This window comes from Sinorhizobium terangae, from assembly GCF_029714365.1.
Classification (GTDB): Bacteria; Pseudomonadota; Alphaproteobacteria; order Rhizobiales; family Rhizobiaceae; genus Sinorhizobium; species Sinorhizobium terangae.
The window spans coordinates 2,187,643-2,209,740 of record NZ_CP121659.1 but is presented as its reverse complement, the minus strand read 5'-3'; the positions used below and the strand labels follow the sequence as shown (position 1 = coordinate 2,209,740).

Sequence of the window (22,098 nt, the reverse complement as noted above, 5' to 3'; positions counted from 1 at the left end):
GGATTGCCGCCGCTATGTGCTGTCCAGTCGATGCATTCCTTGAAGTTCGGCCGCCTTGATGTTGCAACAGGAAGGATTCGTCCGCGTCACAGGTTTGTCAACTCACGATTGCAAGCGCGAGTGAAGGAAGGTGACTTGCCTGGGCGTTCACCGGCGCGGACGCGCCGTGACGACCGCGAGGTGAGGGGAAGGCATTCCGCGTTGTCGCGACCTATTTGCGGATGAGGCTGCCGAGCGGGCGTTTGAGCAGGCTCTCGCGCAGCGACGAGCCCTCGCGGCGCGGCTCGGTTGCCGGCTGCGCGAGGCGTGGGTCCGGGGCTTGCGGTCTCGGACCGCTGTCCCTTTCGGCCTGGCCGGAGAGGATCTGCTCGCGGATCTGGTTGAAACGCTCGAGCTGCGGGTTAACCGGCTCGGCGCGCGGAAGCATGTCCGGCCGGTAGGGCTCGATCTCCGGCTCGTGCCAAGCTTCAGGCTCGGATGGCTGGATGGCGCCGTGGGCGATTTCCTGAATAGGCCAATCGTCTTCAAGGGTCGGGGCCTTGGCGCTCTGCGCTGCCAGGTAGCTCTGCTGGAAGTTTGAGATGTCAGGCCCGGAGATCGCCCGCATCCGGCTGACGATCGACCGCAGGTCGACGCTCGGGGACGCATCCTCGTCCGGCTTGTCGGTGATGCCGTGGGCACGCGGAAGGTGCCGGTCCTCGACGCGGGTGAAGCGCATGCGCATTGGCACAGCGACTGCCTCACCGAAGGCGATGGCTTCGCCGTTGCCAATCGAGGAGATGAAGCTGGTGGTGGAGATCGACGAGTTCGAGATCGCCGAGCGGATGATCTCCTGGTCGCGATCATTGGCAAGTCGCATGGCGAAGACGGTGGAGCATTGCGACAGGATCGTGGGGTCGAGCTCACCCGGACGCTGCGTGATGATGCCGAGCGAAACGCCGTATTTGCGGCCTTCCTTGGCGATGCGCGCGATCGCCTGACGGGTCGGCAGGAAACCGAGCGAGGCGTCGGCCGGAACGTAGCGGTGCGCCTCTTCGCAGACGACCAGCATGTGGATGCCGCCGTCGCTCCAGAGCCCGATTTCGAAAGCCATGCGGCAGAGCACCGATGCGACCGAATTGACGACTTCCGAAGGGATGCCGGCGAGTTCGAAAGTGGCAATCGGCCGGCCTTCGCCAGGGATGCGGAAGATTTTGGCGATCGTGTCCTGGATCGTATCAGTGATCGTGTTCGACGAGAACATGAAATGGTAGCGCGGATCGTTGATCGCGGAGATGATCTTGATCTTGAGCGAACGCAGATGCGGCTTGTCCGTGCGGCCCTCCAGCCGGCCGATGCGCTCGTCGATCATCGCCAGAAGATCGGCGATCCGATAGGGCACCGGTGTGTCGACCGTGATCGAACTCTTTTCGTTCTGGCGGCGCATCAGGCCGGATTCGCCGCCCTTGAAGGCCTTCTTCGCATCGGGAATGACATCGCGCAGGATGTCGAGCTCTTCCGGAACGGGCGGCCGACCGCGGAAAATCACTTCAGCGAATTCTTCCAGCCGGAAGAGCCAGAAGGGGAGGTCGAGCGTGTCCGTGTCGATGACGACTGCATGCTCCGGGAAAGCGGCAGCGAACTCATTGTGCGGGTCGAGGATCAGCACACGCAGCTTCGGGTCGGCGGCAATCGCCTTGTGCAGAAGCAGCGTGACGGCGGTCGATTTGCCGACGCCGGTCGTTCCGACGATGGCAAAATGCTTGGCGAGCATCGACGGCACGTGGATCGTGGCGTCAAGGCTCTCGTCCTGGGTCAGCTTGCCGATAACGCAACTGTCCGTCTGGCTCGACTCATAGATGCGGGCAAGGTCGGTGGCGCGGATGCGGTGGGCGATCGCGCCGAGATAGGGATATTGGCTGATCCCGGTGGAGAAGGATTCGCGCCCGTCGGGGTCGGTTTGGACCTCGCCCATCAACTCGACCTCGATGCGGAAGGTGTTGTTCGCTTGCTCGCCCCATTCGCTGGCGACCGTCTGCATTGCATAGACGAGCGCCACGACGCGGTTGGCGCCCACGGAAATGGAAATCAGGCGACCGACCGACCAGAGCTCCGTCAGCGAGGTTTCGCCGTTTTCGGCAACTGCGGCGATCGTTGCGCGCGAACCGCTGCAGCCAACGACACGGCCGAGGAAGCGATTACCTGGTTTAAGGGTGTCACGGCGATCCTGCTCTCCGGCACGGACCGAGGAATGAAGATTACTGTCGAGCAACTCAGCACCTCACGCGACGAATAGCTCGATAGATTAGCGGGGCGGATTTAATAAGTGGTTTCGTGCTCTTATCGAAGTATGTCGCTGTTTTCCGCCGTTCTGCGCGCAGTCGGAAAAGGCGTTGACGGGCAGGATTTTTCTGTTTATCAAATCGCCCCATGAAAAATTTCGCGGTTATTCTTGTGGTGGGACGGCGCATGGGCAGGATGGTGTAACCATCCGGCAGTAGCCACCCATGCGCTGAACGAGGCTCCTGAAGGGGCCTTTTTTTATGCCCTGAGAAAAGCTAATCACACCCCAAACCTTGAAAAGGGACGGAAGCAGGCCAATGAGCGGAACAGAAAACCAGATGACGGGCGCGGAGATCGTTCTCCAGGCACTGAAGGACAACGGCGTCAAGCATATCTTCGGCTATCCCGGCGGTGCCGTGCTTCCGATCTATGACGAGATCTTCCAGCAGGAAGAGATCGAGCACATTCTGGTCCGCCACGAGCAGGGGGCCGGCCATATGGCCGAGGGCTATGCCCGCTCCACCGGCAAGGTCGGCGTCATGCTCGTCACCTCCGGCCCCGGCGCGACCAACGCGGTCACGCCGCTCCAGGACGCGCTGATGGATTCGATCCCGCTCGTCTGCATCTCCGGCCAGGTTCCGACCCCGCTGATAGGATCGGATGCCTTCCAGGAATGCGACACCGTCGGTATCACCCGGCCTTGCACCAAGCACAACTGGCTGGTCAAGGACGTCAACGATCTCGCCCGCATCATCCACGAGGCTTTCCGCATCTCGCAGTCCGGCCGTCCCGGTCCGGTCGTCGTCGACATTCCGAAGGACGTCCAGTTCGCGACCGGCACCTATACCCCGCCTTCGGCCGTCCCGACCCAGAAGAGCTACCAGCCGAAGACGCAGGGCGACCTGAAGAAGATCGAGGAAGCCGTCGAACTGATGAAGAACGCCCGCCGGCCGATCATCTATTCCGGCGGCGGCGTCATCAATTCTGGCCCGCAGGCATCGCATTTCCTGCGCGAGCTGGTCGAACTCACCGACTTCCCGATCACTTCGACGCTGATGGGGCTAGGCGCCTATCCGCATTCCGGCAAGAACTGGCTCGGCATGCTCGGCATGCACGGCACCTACGAAGCCAACATGGCCATGCACGACTGCGACGTCATGGTCTGCATCGGCGCCCGTTTCGACGACCGCATCACCGGCCGCCTCAACGCGTTTTCGCCGAACTCGAAGAAGATCCACATCGACATCGACCCATCCTCGATCAACAAGAATGTCCGCGTCGACATTCCGATCCTCGGCGACGTCGCGACGGTCCTGGAGGACATGGTCCGCCTGTGGCGCGCTGCGGCGAAGACCGTCGACAAGGCGCGGCTCGAGGACTGGTGGAGCGGCATTGCCAAGTGGCGAGCGCGCAATTCGCTGGCCTACACGCCGAATGACGACGTCATAATGCCGCAATATGCGATCCAGCGGCTCTATGAACTCACCAAGGACCGCGACACCTACATCACCACCGAAGTCGGCCAGCACCAGATGTGGGCGGCGCAGTTCTTCGGTTTCGAGCAGCCGAACCGCTGGATGACCTCGGGCGGCCTCGGCACCATGGGTTATGGCTTCCCGGCCGCCGTCGGCGTCCAGGTAGCGCATCCGGAAAGCCTCGTCATCGACATCGCCGGCGACGCCTCGATCCAGATGTGCATCCAGGAAATGTCCTGCGCGGTCCAATACGGCTTGCCGGTCAAGATCTTCATTCTCAACAACCAGTATATGGGCATGGTCCGGCAATGGCAGCAGTTGCTCCACGGCAACCGCCTGTCGCACTCCTATACGGAAGCGATGCCGGATTTCGTCAAGCTCGCCGAAGCCTATGGCGGTGTCGGCATCCGCTGCGAAAAGCCCGGCGAACTGGACGAGGCGATCCGCCAGATGATCGACACGCCGCAGCCGGTCATCTTCGACTGCCGCGTCGCCAACCTTGCCAACTGCTTCCCGATGATCCCGTCGGGCAAGGCGCACAACGAAATGCTGTTGCCCGACGAGGCGACGGACGAGGCGGTCGCCAACGCGATCGACGCCAAGGGCCGCCAGCTCGTTTGATGAAAAGGTAGGAACGAACAAAATGAGTGCACATCTTCAGCCGACGGGCTCTGCCTATTTCATCGCCAAGGAGACGGAGCTTGCGGAAACGCACACGCTCTCCGTTCTCGTCGACAATGAGCCGGGCGTGCTCGCCCGCGTGATCGGCCTCTTTTCCGGCCGCGGCTACAACATCGAGAGCCTGACGGTTTCCGAGACCGAACACGAGGCGCATCTGTCGCGTATCACCATCGTCACGCGCGGTACGCCGCATGTGCTGGAGCAGATCAAGCACCAGCTCGAACGCTTGGTGCCCGTGCATCGGGTCGTCGACCTCACGGTTCGTGCCGCCAACCTCGGCCACGACCGGCCGATCGAGCGGGAGCTGGCGCTTGTCAAGGTGCACGGCTCCGGTGATCACCGGGTGGAGGCGCTGCGGCTCGCGGATGCCTTCCGCGCCTCCGTCATCGACGCCAATATCGAGCACTTCGTCTTCGAGATCACCGGCAAGCCGTCGAAGATCGAGCAGTTCATCGCCATCATGAAGCCGCTCGGTCTGATCGAGGTCTGCCGCACCGGTATCGCCGCGATGAACCGCGGCCCGCAGGGGATGTGAGGCGTAACGCTGCGTTGCGATGGCAATTGCCCCTCACCCTAACCCTCTCGCCGCAGGCGGGGAGAGGGGACTTGGGGCGGCGCGGCATATCCCTTCTCCCCGCAAGCGGGGAGAAGGTCGCGGCAGGCGGGATGAGGGGCCATTTCGGCTCGTCAATCACCAGAATCAAATAACCTCCAACCGCATCTTCCTCCTTGGCGGCGGAAAAAGCCGGTCCAATTCGGCGACGTTCTCGGCCGTGAAGTGAATGTCCATCGCGTCGCGGTTTTCGTGCGCGCGTTCGGCCGATCCGGTCTTCGGGATCGAGATGACGCCCGGGCGGCTCTTCAGGAAGGCGAGCGCCACCTGCGCTGGCGTCGCCTGGTGCGCCTTGGCGATGTGGATCAGGTCGGTGTTGTGAAGCAGCCGGCCCTCGTCGAGCGGCGAATAGGCCATGACCGGTACACCGCGGTCGCGGCACCAGGGCAGGAGGTCGTATTCGATGCCGCGGCGGGCGAGGTTGTAGAGCACCTGGTTGGCGGCGACATTGCTGCCGTCCGGGACCGCTTCCAGCTCCTCCATATCGTCGACGTCGAAATTCGAAACGCCCCAGGCGGCGATCTTGCCAGCCTTCTTCAGCGTCTCGAAGGCGGCGACGGTTTCGGCGAGCGGGTATACGCCGCGCCAATGCAGAAGATAGAGATCGATCCGGTCGGTACCGAGACATTTGAGGCTGCGTTCACAAGCGGCAACGGTGCCGGAACGGCTGGCATTGGAGGGCAGCACCTTGCTGACGATAAAAACCTCGTCGCGACGGCCCCTGATCGCCTCGCCGACTATGCGCTCCGCGCCGCCATCTCCGTACATTTCCGCCGTGTCGATCAGCGTCATGCCGAGGTCGAGCCCGATTTGCAGGCTACGGATTTCCTCCGCCGCCCTTGCGCGGTTCTCGCCCATGCGCCAGGTGCCTTGGCCAAGTACTGGAACCGTGCGGCCGTCGGGAAAGGTGGTGGTCGGGATTGGATCGTGCATCGGAAATCGTCCTGAGGTTGGCTCGACACTTCAAGTTTAAGATCCGATGCGAGAAAGTCCATCAGGACAAGCGCTGCTATCGTGGCGGAAAGTGCGTTCGTGTCGCTGCATCCTCCCGTTGCGGTAAGATGACAATATCGGCGCGGCGCCGCTAACTCGTCGAGAAATAAAAATAAATCGCGGCCTTGCAAGGGACACAATTGTAACCTACATAGTTGTAATCGATATTGATCGACGATATTTGTTTCTGCGCCTTGGCGTATCGTCACGAAGATCCTGACAAAATCGGTTTCAATACATCGCGGAAACGCGATGTTGTTTTTCCATGAGCGATTGAAAGGATGCTGACGTGGCTTCCGGAACAGTAAAGTGGTTCAATAGCACCAAGGGCTTCGGGTTTATTCAGCCGGATGATGGAGCCTCTGACGTGTTCGTGCATATCTCGGCCGTTGAGCGCGCCGGCCTGTCCACTCTCAAGGACGGCCAGAAGGTGAGCTTCGAACTCGCTCAGGATCGCCGCACGGGCAAGACGTCGGCGGAAAACCTGCGCGCCCTTTGAGTTTGCGCACGCGATTGTGCTCCATGATCGCATTAGACGAGATTATCATCTCCCGGCCTTTGACCACGGATGTACTGGCACTGGCAGGTTGAGATGATGAGGGAAGGTCGGGTTCGCCCGGCCTTTTTTTGTTGCCGTCAGTAAGGAGTAAATTGATGAAGGAAAGTCAGGCCAACAGCGTCTTCAAGCAGGGCAAGAAAACTCCGTCCGACCGCGCTGACCAGGCGACGATCGCCTCGCGCGCCATTATGGAACAGGAGAAGGTCGCTCGCGAGAAGAAGACGGCCCGTCTCCGGCAATTGCGGCTGGAAAAGGAAGCCGCCGAGGAGGCGGCAAATCCTGCCCCTGTGCCGAAAGAGAAGCGAAAGGCCCAAAAGCGGAAATAGATAATCCGCTTTCCGGATACTCGTTGCCTAACGCTGGGCGGCGATGAGAAGCATCATTGGCCGGTCGACTTCTTCCGCGAGATCGGGCGTAGCGGCGATCTGTTCGGCTTTCGGGCTCCACTCCTCGACATGGCGGATCGAGAAGCCGGCCTTGACGAGGGCGTTAACCGTAGTGCCGATCGTGCGGTGATATTTGACGACACCCTTGGCGAGCCAGTCGGTGACGCGTTTCCCCTCGGCCGAGTAACGGTCGAGCGGCCAGACGCGGCGGCCTTCGGCGTCCGTCAACCAGCCGGGGTTCGTCGGTGCCATGAAGATCGGATGCTCGATCGTGAAGACGAAACGCGAGCCGGGAACGAGACCCGCGTGGATCGTCCGCACCATCCGGTCGAAGTCCTCGATGTAGTGGAAGGCGAGCGAGCTATAGGCGAAATCGAAGCTCGCCTCCGGCAAGGCCAGGAGCTCGAGATCGGCGATGCGGTATTCGATCGCCGGGTCGCTCGTATCCTTCCTCGCCCGAGCGATCATGTTTTCGGAAAGGTCGAAGCCGATTACCTGCGCGGCGCCGTTTTCCCGCGCCCAGCGTGCGAACCAGCCGAACCCGCAGCCGAGGTCGACCACACGCAGGCCCTTGAGGTCCGGCAACACGGCCCGGATCGCCGGCCATTCGGGGGCGCCATCGAGCCCGTGTACGGATCGCGGGAGCTGTCCGTAGCCCGCGAAGAATTCGGGTTTGTCGTAGATATTTTGTGCCATCCAAGCGTTCCATGTCGTGCGCGCGTCCAATTTCCACGCGTTACTGCATGATCCCTTAAATCGGAATCGATCTAAGGACGAAATCATGCAGCAGTTCAAAGTGCTACAGCGACGTTTGCGCGTCCGGTCATCGTAGACGACAGCAGCATAGTTTTCTTCGCCGTCATCCCTGTGTTTGTCACAGGGAATCCAGCAGCGGCCCATGTCCGCGGCGCGGAAGAGTCTTTTCAGCCCAAGCACTTGGGCTGGCAGGATTCTTGTGACCGCGGCGTCCGACGCGCCGCGCTGTGGGAACAAGGAAACGGCGAAAAGCCGGATCATCCGTCCGAAGACGCCCACCAAATCCCGTTTTGTAACCATGACAAGAATTGGCTGGTCATCGCATTTACGGCAGGTAGGCTGACCTAAATTATCTAGAACCGATTCCGGTTCTGACGGATTGCCAAGATAAATCAGATGGATGTGGCGCGTCGCCACGGCGGTGCCGCGCTGCTGGAGGAAATTCATGCAACTGGATACGCTGCTCGCGCTGTTCCTGTTTGCCTTCACGACGTCGATCACGCCGGGGCCGAACAACATGATGCTGTTTGCCTCAGGCGTGAACTTCGGCTTCGCGCGCACCATTCCGCACATGCTCGGCATCGGTGTAGGCTTCTTCGTGCTTTTGCTGGCAGTCGGCCTCGGCCTCGGCGCGCTGCTCCACTCGGTACCGCTCGTCTACACCACGCTGAAATTTGCCGGCGGCGCCTATCTCGTCTGGATCGCCTGGAAGATCGGCTCGTCGCGATCGCTTGGCGAGGGCATGGCGAGTGCGCGGCCGATGACCTTCCTGCAGGCGGCCGCCTTCCAATGGGTCAACCCCAAGGCCTGGGTGATGGCGGTCTCGGCCATGGCCACGTACACGAGCGGCGACAGCTATCTCGTCAGTGTGCTCTTCGTCGGTCTCGTCTTCGCGCTCGTCAATGTGCCGAGCGTTTCGACCTGGGCTGGCTTCGGCTCGGCACTGCGGCAATGGCTTTCGGAGCCGTCGCGGCTCAAATGGTTCAATATCACCATGGCGGCGCTGCTCGTCGTCAGCCTCTGGCCGATGCTAAAATAGGGTGATGTCGGGCTTCGTCAGCATCAGCCAGAAAATCGCAATCACCGAAGCAAAGGCGGGAAACCCGCAGGCGAACCAGATGCGATAGAGCCTATCGAAGGCCGGCGGCAGGGGCGCCTTTGCTGCGACGGCCTGCTTCGCCAGGTCCCGCAGTCGAATCTGGATCCAGACCACCGGCAGCCAGAAGAGGCCGGCCAGGACATAGAGTGCCAGCGACAGTACGATCCAGCCCTCGCTAAGCGGCCAGCCGATCGCGCGCGCCAGCCGGTCAGCGGCTGCAGCACGACCGCGGTCGCGGTGAAGACCGTATCGGCGATGACCACAGTCCCGGCGACATGAGCGATGATGCGCGGATCGCGGCTGCGTTGGGCCATGACCATGAAAAAGGCGATGCCGGCGCCAGTGCCGAGTAGCACGGTGGCACCGAGCACGTGCAGAAGTCTCAGCAGATCTTCAAGGATCATCAGCGTTCGTCCAGTATGGCAAGCGCGGCGAGCGTCAGCAGGATCGACGGTGGAACCTTGACCAGCGGGCCGAGCGGATCGAGCCAGAGTGCAGGTTCGGCAAGCGTTGCCGCAAGCAGGTAGGCAAGCGTCAACAAAAGCATGCCGAGGAGCGCCCGCTTTGCCGAGGGCCGGACGAGAACCGCAAGCCCGAGCGCGATATCGGCAAAAGAGGTCGCGATCGTCGCCGCGCTTGCAAGCGGCGCCGGCAGGAAGGCCGCGAAATGAATGCTCGCCGCACCGAAGGCGAAAAACGGCACGAGGCCGGAGATGAGCCAGAAAAGCGAGAGGGCTACGATAATCAGCGGCTTCAACAGGTAGAGCCTGGCAAACCAGAGATCCTGGATGCCTGACGGGGCGGCGGCCAGCATTTCAGCGGCGGACGACAGTCCCGGCTTGAAATCCGACGATGGCCTGCTCGCGATGCCGCCGGACATGGTCGTCATCGCGGTGGAGCGCAGTGGTGAGCGCCAGCCGAGCATGCCGGCCGCATCCGCGAGCCAGGTAACCGGTCGCGCCAAGACGGGCGGCAGGACAATTACCGGAGCGGGCGGGAGGCCGAGCCAGCGGCGATGAATGACAACGAGATCCTTCAACGTCAGGCCTTCGCCGCTGCCGAGCGCAAGATCGGAGCCGGCCGGCAGGTCGCCGTTGACAGCGTCGCTGGCGGTGTTTGCGACATCGTCGAGCGCGACTGTTGCTACCGAATTTTCGGCATGGACGAGCGGGATCGCAAAGGGGAGGGCGGCAAGGGCTCTCAGCAGCGCGGAGCCACCATGGGCGTTGCGGCCGATGACCAGCGCCGGACGCAGGATGACAAAGGGTAGCCCGCTCGATGCGAGCGCCGCGTCCGCCCTGCGCTTGGTCGCCAGAAAGGCGAGATCGCTGGCGGCGCCCTCGGTTTCTGCCGATACCTGCACGACAAGCCGCAGTCCGCTGTCGCGTGCGGCCTCGTAGAGCGCCAACATCGCGTCCTCCTGGGTGGCGACGAGGTCGTCCGAAAGGCCGTCCTGCAGGGCGCCGGCACAATTGACGACCACATCCTGGCCCTCCAGTGCGTCTCGCCAATTCCCACTCGCCGTCATGCCGGCAAGGTCGGCTCTGATCCAGCGAAAGACAGGCATCTTCACCGCGGCGCGCGAAGGGTCGCGGCCAAGCCCGGTGACCTGGTGGCCGTCGTCAACGAGTTTTCTTGCGATCGCGGAGCCGATGAAGCCGGTTGCGCCGAGAATCAGGACGTTCATGGCACGACCTTAGCTGAAACCGGTAGGCGCGAAAGTACCGCTTGCAACCTCGCCGCTAGCGTCCATGTCAAGCGGAGCTTGTGCTTGCCGCTCTTCTGAGCCATGCCAGTCGGAAAGCAGCGAATGAGGAGATGAGCGGTGCCACCCATTCTCGAAGGACCGAGCATCACGCTCCGGCCCCCTTGTGACGCGGATATCGAGGCTCGCCTTCTTTTAGGGAGCGATCCGAAGATCGCCGAAATGTTCGGGGTCAGCAGAGAAGACGTGCGGCCGATAACGAGAGACAAGGCGGCCGCCTGGGTCCGGAACTTGGGTGAGCACCCACATGCCTGGATCATTGAAATTCAGGGGAGGTGCGCTGGTGAGATCAGGCTGGACCGCGTCGACCAGCATGATCGGCGCGCCTCGATGGCAATCGGAATATACGACAGCGCCTTGCTTGGGCGTGGGTTTGGCAGCGAGGCAATCGGCCTTCTTCTGAGGCATGCCTTTGGTCCGATGGGGCTTCATCGAATTGGAATACGTGTGCTCAGCTACAACGAACGGGCGATCAGGGCGTATGAAAAGTCCGGCTTTGTTGTCGAAGGGAGAGAGCGCGAGGCCGCCCTCGTCAACGGGGCGTGGCACGACGATGTGATGATGGGCTTGCTCGATCATGAATTCCTCGGCAAGGTTCCCATCGAGTGAGTTCCATCGTGACAACTTTCGGTGTCAATCGGTTCAGAAATCGATTCCGGTTCTTGTGCTAATGCACTAAAAAGAACGGCGTTTCCGGCAGAGGAGCGGCGGAATGTCAGAACATCATCATGGTGAAGGCCATGGGCACGATCACCATCACGACAATCATTTCTCCGACATCGAAGCGCGAGTGAAGGCGCTGGAAACGGTGCTGACGGAAAAGGGGTTGATCGACCCTGCGGCAATCGATGCGATCGTCGAGACCTACGAGACCAAGGTGGGGCCGAGGAACGGTGCGCGCGTTGTCGCAAGGGCCTGGAGCAACCCCGAGTTTTCCGACTGGCTGAAGCGCGACGCAACGGCGGCGATCGCGAGCCTCGGCTTTACCGGACGGCAAGGCGAGCACATGCGCGCCGTGTTCAACACGGCCGACACGCACAATCTCGTCGTCTGCACGCTCTGCTCCTGCTATCCATGGTCGGTGCTGGGCCTGCCGCCTGTCTGGTACAAGGCGCCGCCTTATCGTTCGCGCGCGGTCATCGATCCGCGCGGCGTGCTGTCCGAATTTGGGCTCGAACTGCCGGCGGAGAAGAAGATTCGCGTCTGGGATTCGACGGCGGAACTGCGCTACCTCGTCGTGCCCGAACGGCCGGACGGAACCGAAGGCTTCAACGAGGAGCAACTGGCCGACTTGGTGACGCGGGACTCGATGATCGGCACCGGCCTCGCGCTTTCGCCGGAGGTGGTGCGATGAACGGGCCGCACGACCTCGGCGGCCAGCATGGTCTTGGGCCGATCGCGCCCGAAAAGGACGAGCCCTATTTCCATGCGGAATGGGAGAAGCGGGCGCTCGGCGTTACGCTCTGCTGCGGCGCCTTCGGCGCATGGACGATCGACGAGAGCCGGCATGCGCGCGAAAGTCTACCCCCCGCGACCTATCTGTCGGCAAGCTATTACGAGATCTGGACCCGCGCGCTGGAGATCTTGCTCAAGCGCCATGGCTTTGTCACGCAGGCCGAACTCGACGCTGGCCGTATGTTGGAAAAGGGGACGGAACCAAAGCGGGTGCTGAAGGCCGAGATGGTGGCAGGCGTGCTCGCCAGGGGCGGTCCCTGTGACCGACGGGTCGCACCGCCGCCGCGTTTCGTCGTCGGAGAGAGGGTGCGCACGAAGAATTTCAATCCCGAAACCCACACGCGCCTGCCGCGCTATGCCCGCGCCAAAACGGGCGTTGTAGAGGCCGTGCAGGGTGGCTTCGTCTTTCCGGACGACAATGCTCACGGCTGGGGCGAGAACCCGCAATGGGTCTATACGGTCGTGTTCGAGGGCAGCGAGATCTGGGGTGAGGCGGCGGATCCGACGCTGACGGTCTCGATCGACGCCTGGGAGAGCTATCTTGAGCGTGTGTAAGACTTCTTCGCGATTGGACGGGAGTGCGGAGGGTAAACCGGCGTTCACTTCCCCACTGCTCGCTTCGACGGAACTGCCGAAATCCACAGAGGGCGATCCCGTCTTTGCCGAACCCTGGCAGGCGGCCGCTTTCGCCATGGCCCTCAGCCTGCATGAGCAGGGCGTGTTTTCCTGGGGCGAGTGGGCGGAAGCGCTCTCGGCCGAACTCCACAAGCCCGGCCGCAAGGCCGACGCGAGCGATTACTACGATTGCTGGGTGGCTGCACTTTCCCGGCTGATAGCGGAGCGCTCCATCGCTTCCGGATGTGAACTCGAGGCGCTCACCCGAAGCTGGCAGCGCGCGGCCGAAGCCACGCCGCACGGCAAGCCGATCATCATCGAGAACGATCCGCTGAGGTGAACGGGCAGGGCGTGCGGTAAAGCGTTGCTCTGCTCGCACCCTTGCTCCTCTCTTTACGACTCTGATGACCCCTCGAACTGCCGGTAGCATTCATGGGCGACCTTCTGCAAAAGGTCGCGTGACACCTCGCCGGTGACGGCGTAGCCGATCCCGCTGTCGATCCAGTAGAAGGTTTCGACGCCGCTTTGGCTGGCAATGCGGAAGCTCGTTTCGCGGTTCTCGGTGTCGCGGCCGAGAAGGACGGTCAGCCGCTGGCCGGTGCCGTCCTCGTACATCAGCATGGCGCCTGCCTTGCCGTTGACCGGAACGAGCCGCCCGCCGACGAGCGAGAAGCCGAGTGTGGAGAGATCGGGAATCCTCAGCGCATAGTCGAGCCGCTTGCCGAGCCAGTTGGCGAGATGCCCCTGCTCGTCGGCGCCCACCTCGACCGGGTGGCGCACCTCGCTTGCATAGATGAGGAACGCCGACTGTGCCTGCCGGGGCAGTGTTTCGCGCTCTTCAGCGATCTGAAGCGGCCTGTCGGGTGCCACGATCGCGGGTGTATAGAGGCCGGTGAGCGCGCCCGCAGCAAAAATCAGCAGACCGGCGGCGGCGCGTCTAACAATGCCACTCGATATCGCCCCGACCTTGGGCGCTGCCCGGCGCGTGGCGACGAGCACCCGATCGCTGTCGTCACTGCGGGCGTAGCTGGCGAAGTGCGATTTCAGCGCCGCGGCCTGCGCCTGCCATTGCCGCACTTCCTCTGCGCGCGCCGGGTGCCTTTCGAGCCAAGCCTCGATGCGCTCCCGCTCCGGCTGGCTCAACTGGCCATCGACATAGGCGTGCAGCTCGTCTTCGGAGACAGTGTTGAAGTCGTCGGTCATTTCGGTCTCCGCAGGGCAACCACGTTGTCGTCCTTCATCGCTTCGGCGAGCTGGCGGCGGGCACGCGACAGGCGCGACATGACCGTGCCGATCGGGATCGCCATCATCTCCGCCACGTCCTGGTAGCGGTACCCCTCGATCACCACCAGCATCAGCACCGAGCGGTTTTCAGCCGAAAGCCTGTCGAGCGCGCGTTCGAGGCGCAGCTTCTCCAGCGGGTCGGCGTTGTCTTCGGTGGCGGCGAGACCGAGGTCCTCATCGAGCTCCACCTCCGGATGCTGCGCCCTGTGCCTGTGCCGGTTGCGGTAGAGATTGGTCATGATCGTGAAGGCCCAGGCGCGCAGGTTCACCCCGCGCCACTGCGCGCGGCGCGCCAGAACCTTCTCGACGCAATCCTGCAGCAGATCCTCGCCGTCCGGATCGGAACGGGTGAGGCTGCGCGAATAGCGCCGCAGCGCAGGCATCAGGGCGAGGACTCCCTCCTCGAATGCATCGGGGGCGGTGGGGTCCGTCCCCGCGCCCCCCTCCTGACCGTCACGGCCGTGCGACATCCCATTCGCCCTTCACACCGTCGCCGGTGACATCACCCATCTTCTTGTCCTTGATGAAGAAATAGAGCGGCATGCCATCCTTCGCCCACTGCTTGCCGCCATCCTTGCGGTCGACGATGGTGTAGCCGCCTTCGGCCATGGCTTTTCCTTCGACCAGGAAGGGCGGCCAGTTCTTCGCACATTTGTCGTAGCAGCTGGAAACACCACCGTGGTCGTCCTTATAGGTGTAAAGCGTCATGCCGTTCGCTGCGGCCAGCACATTGCCCTTTTTCGATTCAACCGTCTTGACCGGCGGTGCGGCGAGGGCGGAAGTGCTTGCGACAAGGCAAATGGCGATGACTAATGGAAACGTTCTCATGGGGGCCTTCCTTCCTCAATAGGTTTCTCTCGCGGGGCAAGGATTCCCTCGTCCCGTCCTCGCTGAAGCGGAACCGCGTTCTGGCAGGTTCACAGATAAGACACGGAGGACGCAGGATTTATTCCCTATGCGCTCGTGATGGTTGAGGCGGCTGCGGGAAGGAACCGTTCGCGGCGCACAGGAGCGCGATACCGTCTGCTCAGGCGCGGTCGGCGACGAAGCGGGCGAGAGCCGGGCCGAGCAGGGTGATGATCAGCACCCGTACCGTCTGTAGTGCCATGACGAAGGACAAATCGACATTGCTCGACGAGGCGATGACAGCGATCGAATCGAGGCCGCCGGGGCTGGTGGCGAGATAGGCCGTCAGCGGATCGATGCCCGCGGCGAAGATCAGGAGAACCGCAAGCAATCCGGAAAAGGACATCAATGCCAGGATGGAGATGACCGTCGGCACCAGTGCCCGGCGCGCATGGGCCAGAATCGCACGCGTGAAACCGAGGCCGATGTTCCAGCCGAGCATGACGGAGCAGAGCGCGATCAGCCATTGCGGCAGTTCCGTCGTCAGCGCGCCGGTGATGTTGAGAACAGAGCCGATGGCGAAAGGCACGAGGAAGACGCCGCCCGGAACACGCAGGACCTTGCCAAGGAAGCCGCCGGCAAGGCCGACGGCAAGCGTTGCCAGGAAGGGGAGGCCGGCGATCGGCGCAAACCAGTCGGTCGTGGCGCTGACCTCGGCGCCGGTGACCCACAGATGGGCGACCAGCGTGGCGGCGCTGGCGACGAAGACGACGCGCAAGTACTGCATGAAGGCAACCAGCCTCGCATCGGCACCATAGGCATCCGCCATCAACAGCATGGTCGAAGCCGCACCGGCCGAGGAGCCCCATATCGCGGTCGTGCCGGGCAGGATGCGCATCCGCGTCATGATCCAGCCGCAAAGCGTGCTGACGCCAATGACGGCGAGAACGACGGCGAGGAAGAGGAGCCAGTTACCGGAAAAGGCGACCAACAGCGCGGGCGTCATCGAACCGGCGATCATCATCGCCAGGATGAACTGGACGCAGAAGTAGAGCTGACGCGGCAGGCGGATCGTGCCGCCGTTCATGCCGACGAGCGCGCCGGCGAGCATCGGGCCTATCAGCAGTCCGGCCGGAAGGCCGATCGTCTCAAGTATCGCCGTAAAGACGGCCGAAAAAGGTGCGAGCACGCACCACTGCAACGCCGGCGGCAATCGACCGATCCCTGCGTTTTCCGGCGGGGAGGGCGTTGCGGGGTGTTCCGGTCTCAAAGGCCTTCTCCGGTGTTCGCTGGCGTGTGCGGCGGGCGAACGATATGGCGGCGCAGGGTTCGGAACGGTTGGTAGCGCATAAGCGGAAAATCGGAAATCGATTTTGGGAAAAAGCGCCTGCGCGATTTCATGGTGCCACTGCTTCTAGCCGCGTTGAATGCCGCGCAGGGTAGAAGCATTTGCGACCGGTTCAAGGTGCACCGCAAAAAAGTGCCACAGCCGGATGGGTCCTTTTTAGAAGCTGCCTCGTCGAGGGCCGTGATTGCGAAATCCGCACTTGCGCACCGCCCCCGAATCCTGACACTGCGGGCCATGCAGTTCGCTCCGCAACAGGATGAGGCCTTGCAGGCCGTTTCGCGCTGGCTGAAGGAAGGGCGCTCACCGCTCTTCCGGCTGTTCGGCTATGCCGGAACCGGAAAGACCACGCTTGCCCGCCATTTCGCCGAGCACGTGGACGGCGAGGTGCTGTTTGCCGCCTTCACCGGCAAGGCAGCGCAGGTGCTGCGTTCCAAGGGCGCGAGCAATGCCAAGACCATCCACTCGCTGATCTACCGGCCGCGCGGAGAGGAGGAGGTGGAGGACGAGGAAACCGGCAAGACCTCGATCGCGCCGATGTTCTCTATCAACCGGCAGAGCCCGGTCGCGAAAGCCGCGCTGATCATCGTCGACGAGTGTTCGATGGTCGACGAGGCGCTCGGCAAGGACCTGATGAGCTTCGGCACGCCGATCCTCGTTCTTGGCGACCCGGGACAGTTGCCGCCAGTTTCGGGCGGCGGTTACTTCACCAATCAGGAACCGGATTACCTGCTGACGGATATCCACCGCCAAGCGCGCGACAATCCGATCATCCAGCTGGCCATGCAGGTGCGCGAGGGCAGCGAGATCATGCATGGCGACTACGGCACGGCGCAGGTGATCGGGCGAGGGCAGGTGACGCAGGAACTGGTGCTGGAGGCCGACCAGGTGCTCGTCGGCACCAACAGGACGCGGCGGCGCTACAACCAGCGGCTTCGCGAGCTGAAAGGCTTCACCAGCGAATATCCGCAATCCGGCGACAAGCTGGTTTGCCTTCGGAACGACCCGGCCAAGGGGCTGCTCAACGGCTCGCTCTGGCAGGTGATGAGCTCCTCGAAAGAAACGGTGAAGCCGGGCATCAACCTGATGATCCGCCCGGAAGACGACGACATGGATCGCGGCGCGGCGAAGATCAAGCTCTTGAAGGCCGCCTTCGAGGATGTCGAAGGCGAGATCCCTTGGTCCACCCGCAAGCGCTACGACGAGTTTGACTACGGATACGCGCTGACGGTGCACAAGGCGCAGGGCTCGCAGTGGAACAATGTCGTGCTCTTCGACGAGAGCTTTGCCTTTCGCGACACACGCGAACGCTGGCTTTACACGGCGATCACCCGCGCGGCGGAGCGGCTGACGATCGTCCGGTGAGGCAGGAATGCCGGCCAAGCCGGCGGATAATCCATGCACTGATCGCGGTGTTGGGGATGACCTGTCCGCATCCGATTGGCGCCGCAGGCAGATTGACATTCCACCGCCATCGATCAGTATTTGCTAATACGAGAGAATCTGGCAGACAGCATCTTGTGCGTTTTTGAGCGGGTGCGGCGTTGTTGTTCATGATAGCCTCCGCGGGAATCTGATCATGGACGAGATCATGCGGTAGCGCGACCGGCTAGTCGCGGGACGGCAGGGGGCGGGAGTGGTGCATGCTTCGCGAGAGTCGGACCAACACACCACGACGATTGACCAAGCGCGCACGGGGCGGTTCATCCACGCATGACAGCGAGCGGCGCATCGTAACCGCGCTCTGCTACGACCTCGTGGGCTCGACCGATCTCTTCCAGCGCATGGACATCGAAGACTATCAGGAACTGATGAGCGCCTTTGCGGCTGCGGCGAGACAATCGATCGCCTCCCATTCCGGCATCATCCAGCACGAGGCGGGCGACGGCGGTGTGGCGCTGTTTCCGATCGAGCTCGACGCGAAGGATGCGGCCTCGCTCGCCATCCGCGCCGGCTTGGACATCATCGAAGGCTGCCGGCGCGTCGGCCACGAGGTGAAGCGTGACGATTTGCACGTTCGCGTCGGCGTCGCGACGTCGATCGCGCTCGTCAACGAAGCAAAGATGGAGAATTGGACGCAGGAAGCTGTCACCGGCGCGGCGCTCGCCATGGCAACCCGGCTCGAATCCATCGCTGAGCCGGACAGCGTCCTGGTCTCCGAGGGCACGCGCAATCTCGCGGGGCGGTCGCATGCCTTCGTGTTCCAGGGCAGCAAGACGCTCAAGGGATTTTCCGAGCCCGAGAAGGTGTGGCGCGCGCTCGGGCACAAGATCGAGGTCAATCGCTTTTACGCATATGGAAGGCTCGGTGGTCCTTTCATCGGGCGCGAAAGCGAGATGGCTGCGATCGCCGCGGCCTGGGAGGGCGTGCTTGGCGGTGAGGGCGAGGTGCTGCTTATCGTGGGAGAGGCTGGTATCGGCAAGTCCCGGCTGTTGCGGGAGGTCCGCCGGAACACGCGCGACCGGCGATCAAAGCTGTTTTTCTTCCAGTGCCTTCCCGGCGGTTTCCGATCGACGCTACATCCGCTGCGCAACAGTATTCCGGGAGACATCTCGGAAGCCGACGGGCAACTGACGGCGGCCGCGGTGACGGACCTCTTTGAACGCAACGGCATTTACGATGAGGAAGCAACGGACGTCTTCGCCTACCTGCTCGGAGCGCAGGGGCGAAACGAGTTTTTGTCAGGCAGCGATCCGAAGGCGGTCCGCGAAAAGGCGCATCGCGCCGTGTTCCGCACGCTGAAGGCCGCCTGCCAGAACGGACCGATCGTCGTCGTGGTCGAGGACGTGCATTGGATCGACCCCACCTCGCAGGATCTGCTGGCGGAAGCCGCACAGGTCTTGCGCGAACTTCCGATCCTGCTCGTTGTCACCTCGCGCCCGCGATCGCAGGCGACGGGACACCAACCGTCCGGGAGCCCGGTGCACTGGCTCGATGCCGCAAATCCGACGCGTATTACCCTCCAAGCACTCGATCGCGACGAGACGCGGCTGGCGATCAGGGCGAGATGGCCGGAGCACAGGCTCGCCATGCTTCCCGAACTTTTCGATGTGACGGAAAGAATATCGGGCGGCGTTCCGCTTTTCATCGAAGAGATTTGCCAGTGGGCGTCGCAGAACGTGGGCGCCGACACGATGAACCTCTCGGAAAGCGTCAAGCCCAGCCACGTCTCGGCCTTCGAGAGCATCCTTGACGCTCGCCTCCAGCACTTAGGTCCCGCCCGGGATGTGGCGCGGGCCGGTGCGATTGCGGGCCCCCAGTTCACGCTGCCGGTGCTGCACGCGTTGTTACCCGATTTCAGCAAGAAGTCGCTGGCAAGTGCCGCCGATACCCTCTGCGAAACTGGATTCCTGATTCGCATCAGGGCGCCGGGGCGCACCGCCTACGGCTTCCGGCACGTACTGATCCAGGAGACGATCTACAACGCGCTGTTGCGCAAGCAGCGACAGACATTGCATCGCCGCCTTTTTGGCGCCATCAGCCAGGACCGCCAGCTCGCAGCCTGGATCGATACCGGCGAGCTCGCCGAGCATGCGGAACGGGCGGGGCTTCTCGAAAGCGCGATCGAGCTGTTCATTGCGGCGGGAAAGGAGAGCTCGAGCCGCTCGGCGATGGTCGAGGCACGCCAATATCTCGAACACGCGCTGACGCTCGCGGAGCGGATGGGCGATGGGCACGCGGTCGAGCTGCTGCAGCTTTCGGCGCTGGTCGCCCTGGGACCGATCCTCATCGGAATGGTGGGAATGAGTTCGCAGCCGGCGCGTCAGCTCTATGAAAAAGGCGTGGCGATCGCGCGCTGGCAACCGATGGAGGACCAGCCGAAATGGTTCCCGATCTATTGGGGCTGGTGGCTGACGGGCGCGGATTTTCCCGCCATGCACGATCGCGCGCTGCAGGTGCAGGCAATGCTGGCCGGAGTGGAGGATCCGGAGGTCAGGCTACAGGTCAACCATTGCATCTGGGCCATCGATTTCAATCTCGGCCGTCATCGCGAGACCCAGGCGGCGATCGAAGCGGGGCTGGCGCTCTATGACGAGCAATCGGCCAAGACGAGCCGCACGCTTTATGGCGGGCATGACGCCAAGGTTTGCGGCCTCGGACAACTGGCGCTTTCGTTGTGGCTGACGGGCCAGCCAAAGGCATCGGACGCGGCGCTTTCAAAAATGATCGCCTTTGTTGAAAGGATTGCGCATGCGCCGAGCACAGCGCATTCGCTGGACACGGAAGCGGTGTCCGCCTTCTACCGCAACGACTTTCAGCGGCTTACGGACGTTGCCGGAAGGATGGCCGAATTTGCGAGCCAGCACGAGATGCAGTCGCTTTCCGGCCTGTCGCTTCTTTTCGGCGGCTGGGCCGAGGCTCATCTCGAAAATCTAGCGGGTGGCCACGAGACGTTTCAAAGCGGCCTTTCGCTTTTGAAGCAACTCGGCACGGTCATAGACCTTCCGATTTACCTCTATATGCACGCCATGATGCTGGGATTGGCGCAGAAATACGAGGCGGCGATCGATGTCGCCAATGAGGCGATCGAGAAGGCGAAGGAAACCCACCACGCCTATTGGCTCCCCGAACTCCATCGATGCCGTGCGGTTCTCCATGCTCGAGCCAAGGCACCTCACGATATCGTCGCCGCGGATTTGCGCGCCGCTATCGAAATTGCCGAGGATCAGGGCGCCGAGGCGCTTGCGGAGCGGGCCAGGCAATCGGTCCGGGAGCTTGGCATTGTCATCGAGCGTTGAACCCGAAGACTTGCCGCTGAAGGAACGATCGCGCTCGGGTGGTGCCCTTTCCGGATTTCGGGATGCGATTCTTTCCGGCCTGCGAAGTCCTTTCGCAACGCAGACAGGGCCGGGAGAGGCCGAACACTGCCTTCGGAGGGTTCTGCCGCTCTGTCGCCGAGCGCGGATAACGCGGGTCGCGGACCTGACCGGGCTCGACCGGATCGGCCTCCCGGTCGTCCAGGTGGTTCGGCCGGCAGCGCTCTCGGAAGTGACGTCTCTCGGGCGCGGCCTCGCCATGTCGGAGGCGGCGTTGGGTGCGATCATGGAATCGCTTGAGCGGTTCTTCGCCGAGTCCGTTCCAGCCGAGCGCGTTTTCCTCGCCTCTGCCGACGACATCGGACTGGCGGAAGGGCTGTTTGAACAGCTTCTGGCACCCGGGGTCGGCTCGAACTGGCGGACCAGGGAGATCCATTGGATCACCGGGATCGACATCGCCACCGGGGCCGCTGAGCCTGTTCCCCTTGAACTTGTACATACCCGCTATACCGAGCCGCCGCCCGCCCGAGACGGCCTGTTCATCCGTACGACGACCGGTCTTGCCTGCCATACGTCGGCCTATGGCGCATTCCTGCACGGGCTGTTCGAATGCATCGAGCGCGACGCCATGGCGCGTGCCTTCGCCACGCATGGCTTCTTCGATCGCATGCGGATCGCCCCCTCGGGGTTGGGGGACCGTGTCGACCGCATAGGATCTGTTGCTGGGGAGTGCGGGGTATCGTTCGGCTTGTGGCTGGCGCCCTCGCCAACCGGTGTTCCAGTCGTCTGGTGCCAGGCGATCGAAACGGGGCCCGGCGAACCAATCCTGGCACTCCCGACCGAGGGCTATGCGGCGGGTCCAAGCGTCGCTGCAGCCGCGGCGAGCGCGATGCTGGAGGCGCTCTCGGCGCGCGCCGGCGCGATATCGGGCGCTCGCGACGACCAGACCCGAGGCCACTATCGAAGAAGCATGGACGCGGTCGTTTCCCAGGCGCGCCAACTCATTGTCGAGCGAGCGTCCACGGCGCGATATGTTTCGGGCGAAGTACCGATCGTCGACGATCTTGCTGCGCTCATCGAGAAAACAATGGCGGCACGAGTTGGACCTATACTGGCAGTGCCGGTGGGTTCCGACTGCGAAACGGGCGTGCACTGCGTGAGGGTCATCCTGCCGGGAGCGACGCCCTTTTCCATTCTGCGATGAGGA

At 62.7% G+C, this 22,098-nt stretch carries 20 protein-coding genes and 1 pseudogene; 12 read left to right on the top strand and 9 right to left on the bottom strand.

Annotated elements, in window-relative coordinates:
* Nucleotides 1–211: 211 nt before the first annotated feature.
* Nucleotides 212–2,251, bottom strand: a complete 2,040-nt coding sequence (locus QA637_RS10600; protein ID WP_153436464.1) for an ATP-binding protein — start codon at nt 2,249–2,251, stop codon at nt 212–214.
* A gap of 328 nt (nt 2,252–2,579) precedes the next feature.
* On the opposite strand from QA637_RS10600, the gene QA637_RS10595 reads away from it, so the two are divergent.
* Both QA637_RS10595 and ilvN read left to right on the top strand, forming a co-directional pair.
* Nucleotides 2,580–4,358 (top strand): acetolactate synthase 3 large subunit, encoded by a 1,779-nt coding sequence (locus QA637_RS10595; protein ID WP_153436465.1) that lies wholly within the window; start codon nt 2,580–2,582, stop codon nt 4,356–4,358.
* Between the two features lie 22 nt (nt 4,359–4,380).
* A complete protein-coding gene (gene ilvN, locus QA637_RS10590; protein ID WP_153436466.1) occupies nt 4,381–4,953 on the top strand; it encodes an acetolactate synthase small subunit in 573 nt (190 codons plus the stop codon).
* Between the two features lie 165 nt (nt 4,954–5,118).
* Here ilvN and QA637_RS10585 read toward each other — a convergent pair whose 3' ends face one another.
* On the bottom strand, nt 5,119–5,964 hold the full coding sequence (locus QA637_RS10585) for an aldo/keto reductase (protein WP_153436467.1): 846 nt from the start codon (nt 5,962–5,964) through the stop codon (nt 5,119–5,121).
* Between the two features lie 349 nt (nt 5,965–6,313).
* Here QA637_RS10585 and QA637_RS10580 point away from each other — a divergent pair, with 349 nt between their 5' ends.
* A complete protein-coding gene (locus QA637_RS10580) occupies nt 6,314–6,523 on the top strand; it encodes a cold-shock protein (protein WP_173509830.1) in 210 nt (69 codons plus the stop codon).
* A gap of 155 nt (nt 6,524–6,678) precedes the next feature.
* A complete protein-coding gene (locus QA637_RS10575) occupies nt 6,679–6,909 on the top strand; it encodes a hypothetical protein (protein ID WP_153436468.1) in 231 nt (76 codons plus the stop codon).
* Nucleotides 6,910–6,936: 27 nt separating this feature from the next.
* Here QA637_RS10575 and QA637_RS10570 read toward each other — a convergent pair whose 3' ends face one another.
* Entirely contained in the window at nt 6,937–7,665 is a 729-nt protein-coding gene (locus QA637_RS10570) for a class I SAM-dependent methyltransferase (protein WP_153436469.1), read from the bottom strand.
* Between the two features lie 505 nt (nt 7,666–8,170).
* Between QA637_RS10570 and QA637_RS10565 the strand changes: the two genes are divergently transcribed.
* Complete coding sequence (locus QA637_RS10565) at nt 8,171–8,764, top strand: LysE family translocator (protein WP_153436470.1); 594 nt, start codon at nt 8,171–8,173, stop codon at nt 8,762–8,764.
* On the opposite strand, the pseudogene QA637_RS10560 reads toward QA637_RS10565, so the two are convergent.
* Together QA637_RS10560 and QA637_RS10555 are read right to left on the bottom strand one after the other, a co-directional pair.
* A pseudogene (locus tag QA637_RS10560) lies at nt 8,756–9,225 on the bottom strand (DUF2269 family protein). The gene QA637_RS10565 and the pseudogene QA637_RS10560 sit on opposite strands and share 9 nt — an antisense overlap.
* Nucleotides 9,226–9,227: 2 nt before the next feature.
* Nucleotides 9,228–10,511, bottom strand: a complete 1,284-nt coding sequence (locus QA637_RS10555; protein ID WP_283061369.1) for an SDR family oxidoreductase — start codon at nt 10,509–10,511, stop codon at nt 9,228–9,230.
* Between the two features lie 195 nt (nt 10,512–10,706).
* On the opposite strand from QA637_RS10555, the gene QA637_RS10550 reads away from it, so the two are divergent.
* The 4 genes from QA637_RS10550 to QA637_RS10535 all read left to right on the top strand — a co-directional run bounded on the left by QA637_RS10550 (nt 10,707) and on the right by QA637_RS10535 (nt 12,999).
* Entirely contained in the window at nt 10,707–11,198 is a 492-nt protein-coding gene (locus tag QA637_RS10550; protein WP_283064950.1) for a GNAT family N-acetyltransferase, read from the top strand.
* Between the two features lie 103 nt (nt 11,199–11,301).
* Nucleotides 11,302–11,943 (top strand): nitrile hydratase subunit alpha, encoded by a 642-nt coding sequence (gene nthA / locus QA637_RS10545; RefSeq protein WP_153436473.1) that lies wholly within the window; start codon nt 11,302–11,304, stop codon nt 11,941–11,943.
* Complete coding sequence (gene nthB / locus QA637_RS10540) at nt 11,940–12,599, top strand: nitrile hydratase subunit beta (protein WP_153436474.1); 660 nt, start codon at nt 11,940–11,942, stop codon at nt 12,597–12,599. The genes nthA and nthB overlap by 4 nt, the downstream gene beginning before the upstream one ends.
* A 13-nt stretch (nt 12,600–12,612) precedes the next feature.
* Nucleotides 12,613–12,999: a nitrile hydratase accessory protein gene (locus QA637_RS10535; protein WP_153436509.1), complete on the top strand. Its 387-nt coding sequence runs from the start codon at nt 12,613–12,615 to the stop codon at nt 12,997–12,999.
* A gap of 53 nt (nt 13,000–13,052) precedes the next feature.
* Here the strand turns inward: QA637_RS10535 and QA637_RS10530 are convergent, their stop codons facing one another.
* The 4 genes from QA637_RS10530 to QA637_RS10515 all read right to left on the bottom strand — a co-directional run bounded on the left by QA637_RS10530 (nt 13,053) and on the right by QA637_RS10515 (nt 16,059).
* The gene (locus tag QA637_RS10530; protein ID WP_153436475.1) at nt 13,053–13,862 is read right to left on the bottom strand and encodes an anti-sigma factor family protein; all 810 of its coding nucleotides are present in this window, start codon (nt 13,860–13,862) and stop codon (nt 13,053–13,055) included.
* Nucleotides 13,859–14,413 (bottom strand): RNA polymerase sigma factor, encoded by a 555-nt coding sequence (locus QA637_RS10525; RefSeq protein ID WP_153436476.1) that lies wholly within the window; start codon nt 14,411–14,413, stop codon nt 13,859–13,861. The genes QA637_RS10530 and QA637_RS10525 overlap by 4 nt, the downstream gene beginning before the upstream one ends.
* Nucleotides 14,397–14,771 (bottom strand): COG4315 family predicted lipoprotein, encoded by a 375-nt coding sequence (locus QA637_RS10520; protein WP_153436477.1) that lies wholly within the window; start codon nt 14,769–14,771, stop codon nt 14,397–14,399. Before QA637_RS10520 ends, QA637_RS10525 begins: the two co-directional genes overlap by 17 nt.
* Nucleotides 14,772–14,970: 199 nt before the next feature.
* Entirely contained in the window at nt 14,971–16,059 is a 1,089-nt protein-coding gene (locus tag QA637_RS10515; RefSeq protein ID WP_153436478.1) for an AbrB family transcriptional regulator, read from the bottom strand.
* A 312-nt stretch (nt 16,060–16,371) separates the two neighbouring features.
* On the opposite strand from QA637_RS10515, the gene QA637_RS10510 reads away from it, so the two are divergent.
* The 3 genes from QA637_RS10510 to QA637_RS10500 all read left to right on the top strand — a co-directional run bounded on the left by QA637_RS10510 (nt 16,372) and on the right by QA637_RS10500 (nt 22,095).
* The gene (locus tag QA637_RS10510) at nt 16,372–17,499 is read left to right on the top strand and encodes an ATP-dependent DNA helicase (protein ID WP_153436479.1); all 1,128 of its coding nucleotides are present in this window, start codon (nt 16,372–16,374) and stop codon (nt 17,497–17,499) included.
* 278 nt (nt 17,500–17,777) lie between these two features.
* Nucleotides 17,778–20,873 (top strand): ATP-binding protein, encoded by a 3,096-nt coding sequence (locus QA637_RS10505; protein ID WP_283061366.1) that lies wholly within the window; start codon nt 17,778–17,780, stop codon nt 20,871–20,873.
* The gene (locus QA637_RS10500) at nt 20,857–22,095 is read left to right on the top strand and encodes a YcaO-like family protein (RefSeq protein WP_167528116.1); all 1,239 of its coding nucleotides are present in this window, start codon (nt 20,857–20,859) and stop codon (nt 22,093–22,095) included. The genes QA637_RS10505 and QA637_RS10500 overlap by 17 nt, the downstream gene beginning before the upstream one ends.
* The last annotated feature ends 3 nt before the right edge of the window (nt 22,096–22,098 follow it).

What these genes read in the sequence shown, in the direction of transcription:
- ilvN (WP_153436466.1), top strand. Translation starts at nt 4,381, where the DNA reads ATGAGTGCACATCTTCAGCCGACGGGCTCTGCCTATTTCATCGCCAAG.
- QA637_RS10555 (WP_283061369.1), bottom strand. Translation starts at nt 10,511, where the DNA reads ATGAACGTCCTGATTCTCGGCGCAACCGGCTTCATCGGCTCCGCGATC.
- QA637_RS10520 (WP_153436477.1), bottom strand. Translation starts at nt 14,771, where the DNA reads ATGAGAACGTTTCCATTAGTCATCGCCATTTGCCTTGTCGCAAGCACT.
- QA637_RS10505 (WP_283061366.1), top strand. Translation starts at nt 17,778, where the DNA reads ATGCTTCGCGAGAGTCGGACCAACACACCACGACGATTGACCAAGCGC.
- QA637_RS10510 (WP_153436479.1), top strand. Translation starts at nt 16,372, where the DNA reads ATGCAGTTCGCTCCGCAACAGGATGAGGCCTTGCAGGCCGTTTCGCGC.
- nthB (WP_153436474.1), top strand. Translation starts at nt 11,940, where the DNA reads ATGAACGGGCCGCACGACCTCGGCGGCCAGCATGGTCTTGGGCCGATC.
- QA637_RS10585 (WP_153436467.1), bottom strand. Translation starts at nt 5,964, where the DNA reads ATGCACGATCCAATCCCGACCACCACCTTTCCCGACGGCCGCACGGTT.
- QA637_RS10595 (WP_153436465.1), top strand. Translation starts at nt 2,580, where the DNA reads ATGAGCGGAACAGAAAACCAGATGACGGGCGCGGAGATCGTTCTCCAG.
- QA637_RS10565 (WP_153436470.1), top strand. Translation starts at nt 8,171, where the DNA reads ATGCAACTGGATACGCTGCTCGCGCTGTTCCTGTTTGCCTTCACGACG.
- QA637_RS10525 (WP_153436476.1), bottom strand. Translation starts at nt 14,413, where the DNA reads ATGTCGCACGGCCGTGACGGTCAGGAGGGGGGCGCGGGGACGGACCCC.
- QA637_RS10530 (WP_153436475.1), bottom strand. Translation starts at nt 13,862, where the DNA reads ATGACCGACGACTTCAACACTGTCTCCGAAGACGAGCTGCACGCCTAT.
- nthA (WP_153436473.1), top strand. Translation starts at nt 11,302, where the DNA reads ATGTCAGAACATCATCATGGTGAAGGCCATGGGCACGATCACCATCAC.
- QA637_RS10575 (WP_153436468.1), top strand. Translation starts at nt 6,679, where the DNA reads ATGAAGGAAAGTCAGGCCAACAGCGTCTTCAAGCAGGGCAAGAAAACT.
- QA637_RS10570 (WP_153436469.1), bottom strand. Translation starts at nt 7,665, where the DNA reads ATGGCACAAAATATCTACGACAAACCCGAATTCTTCGCGGGCTACGGA.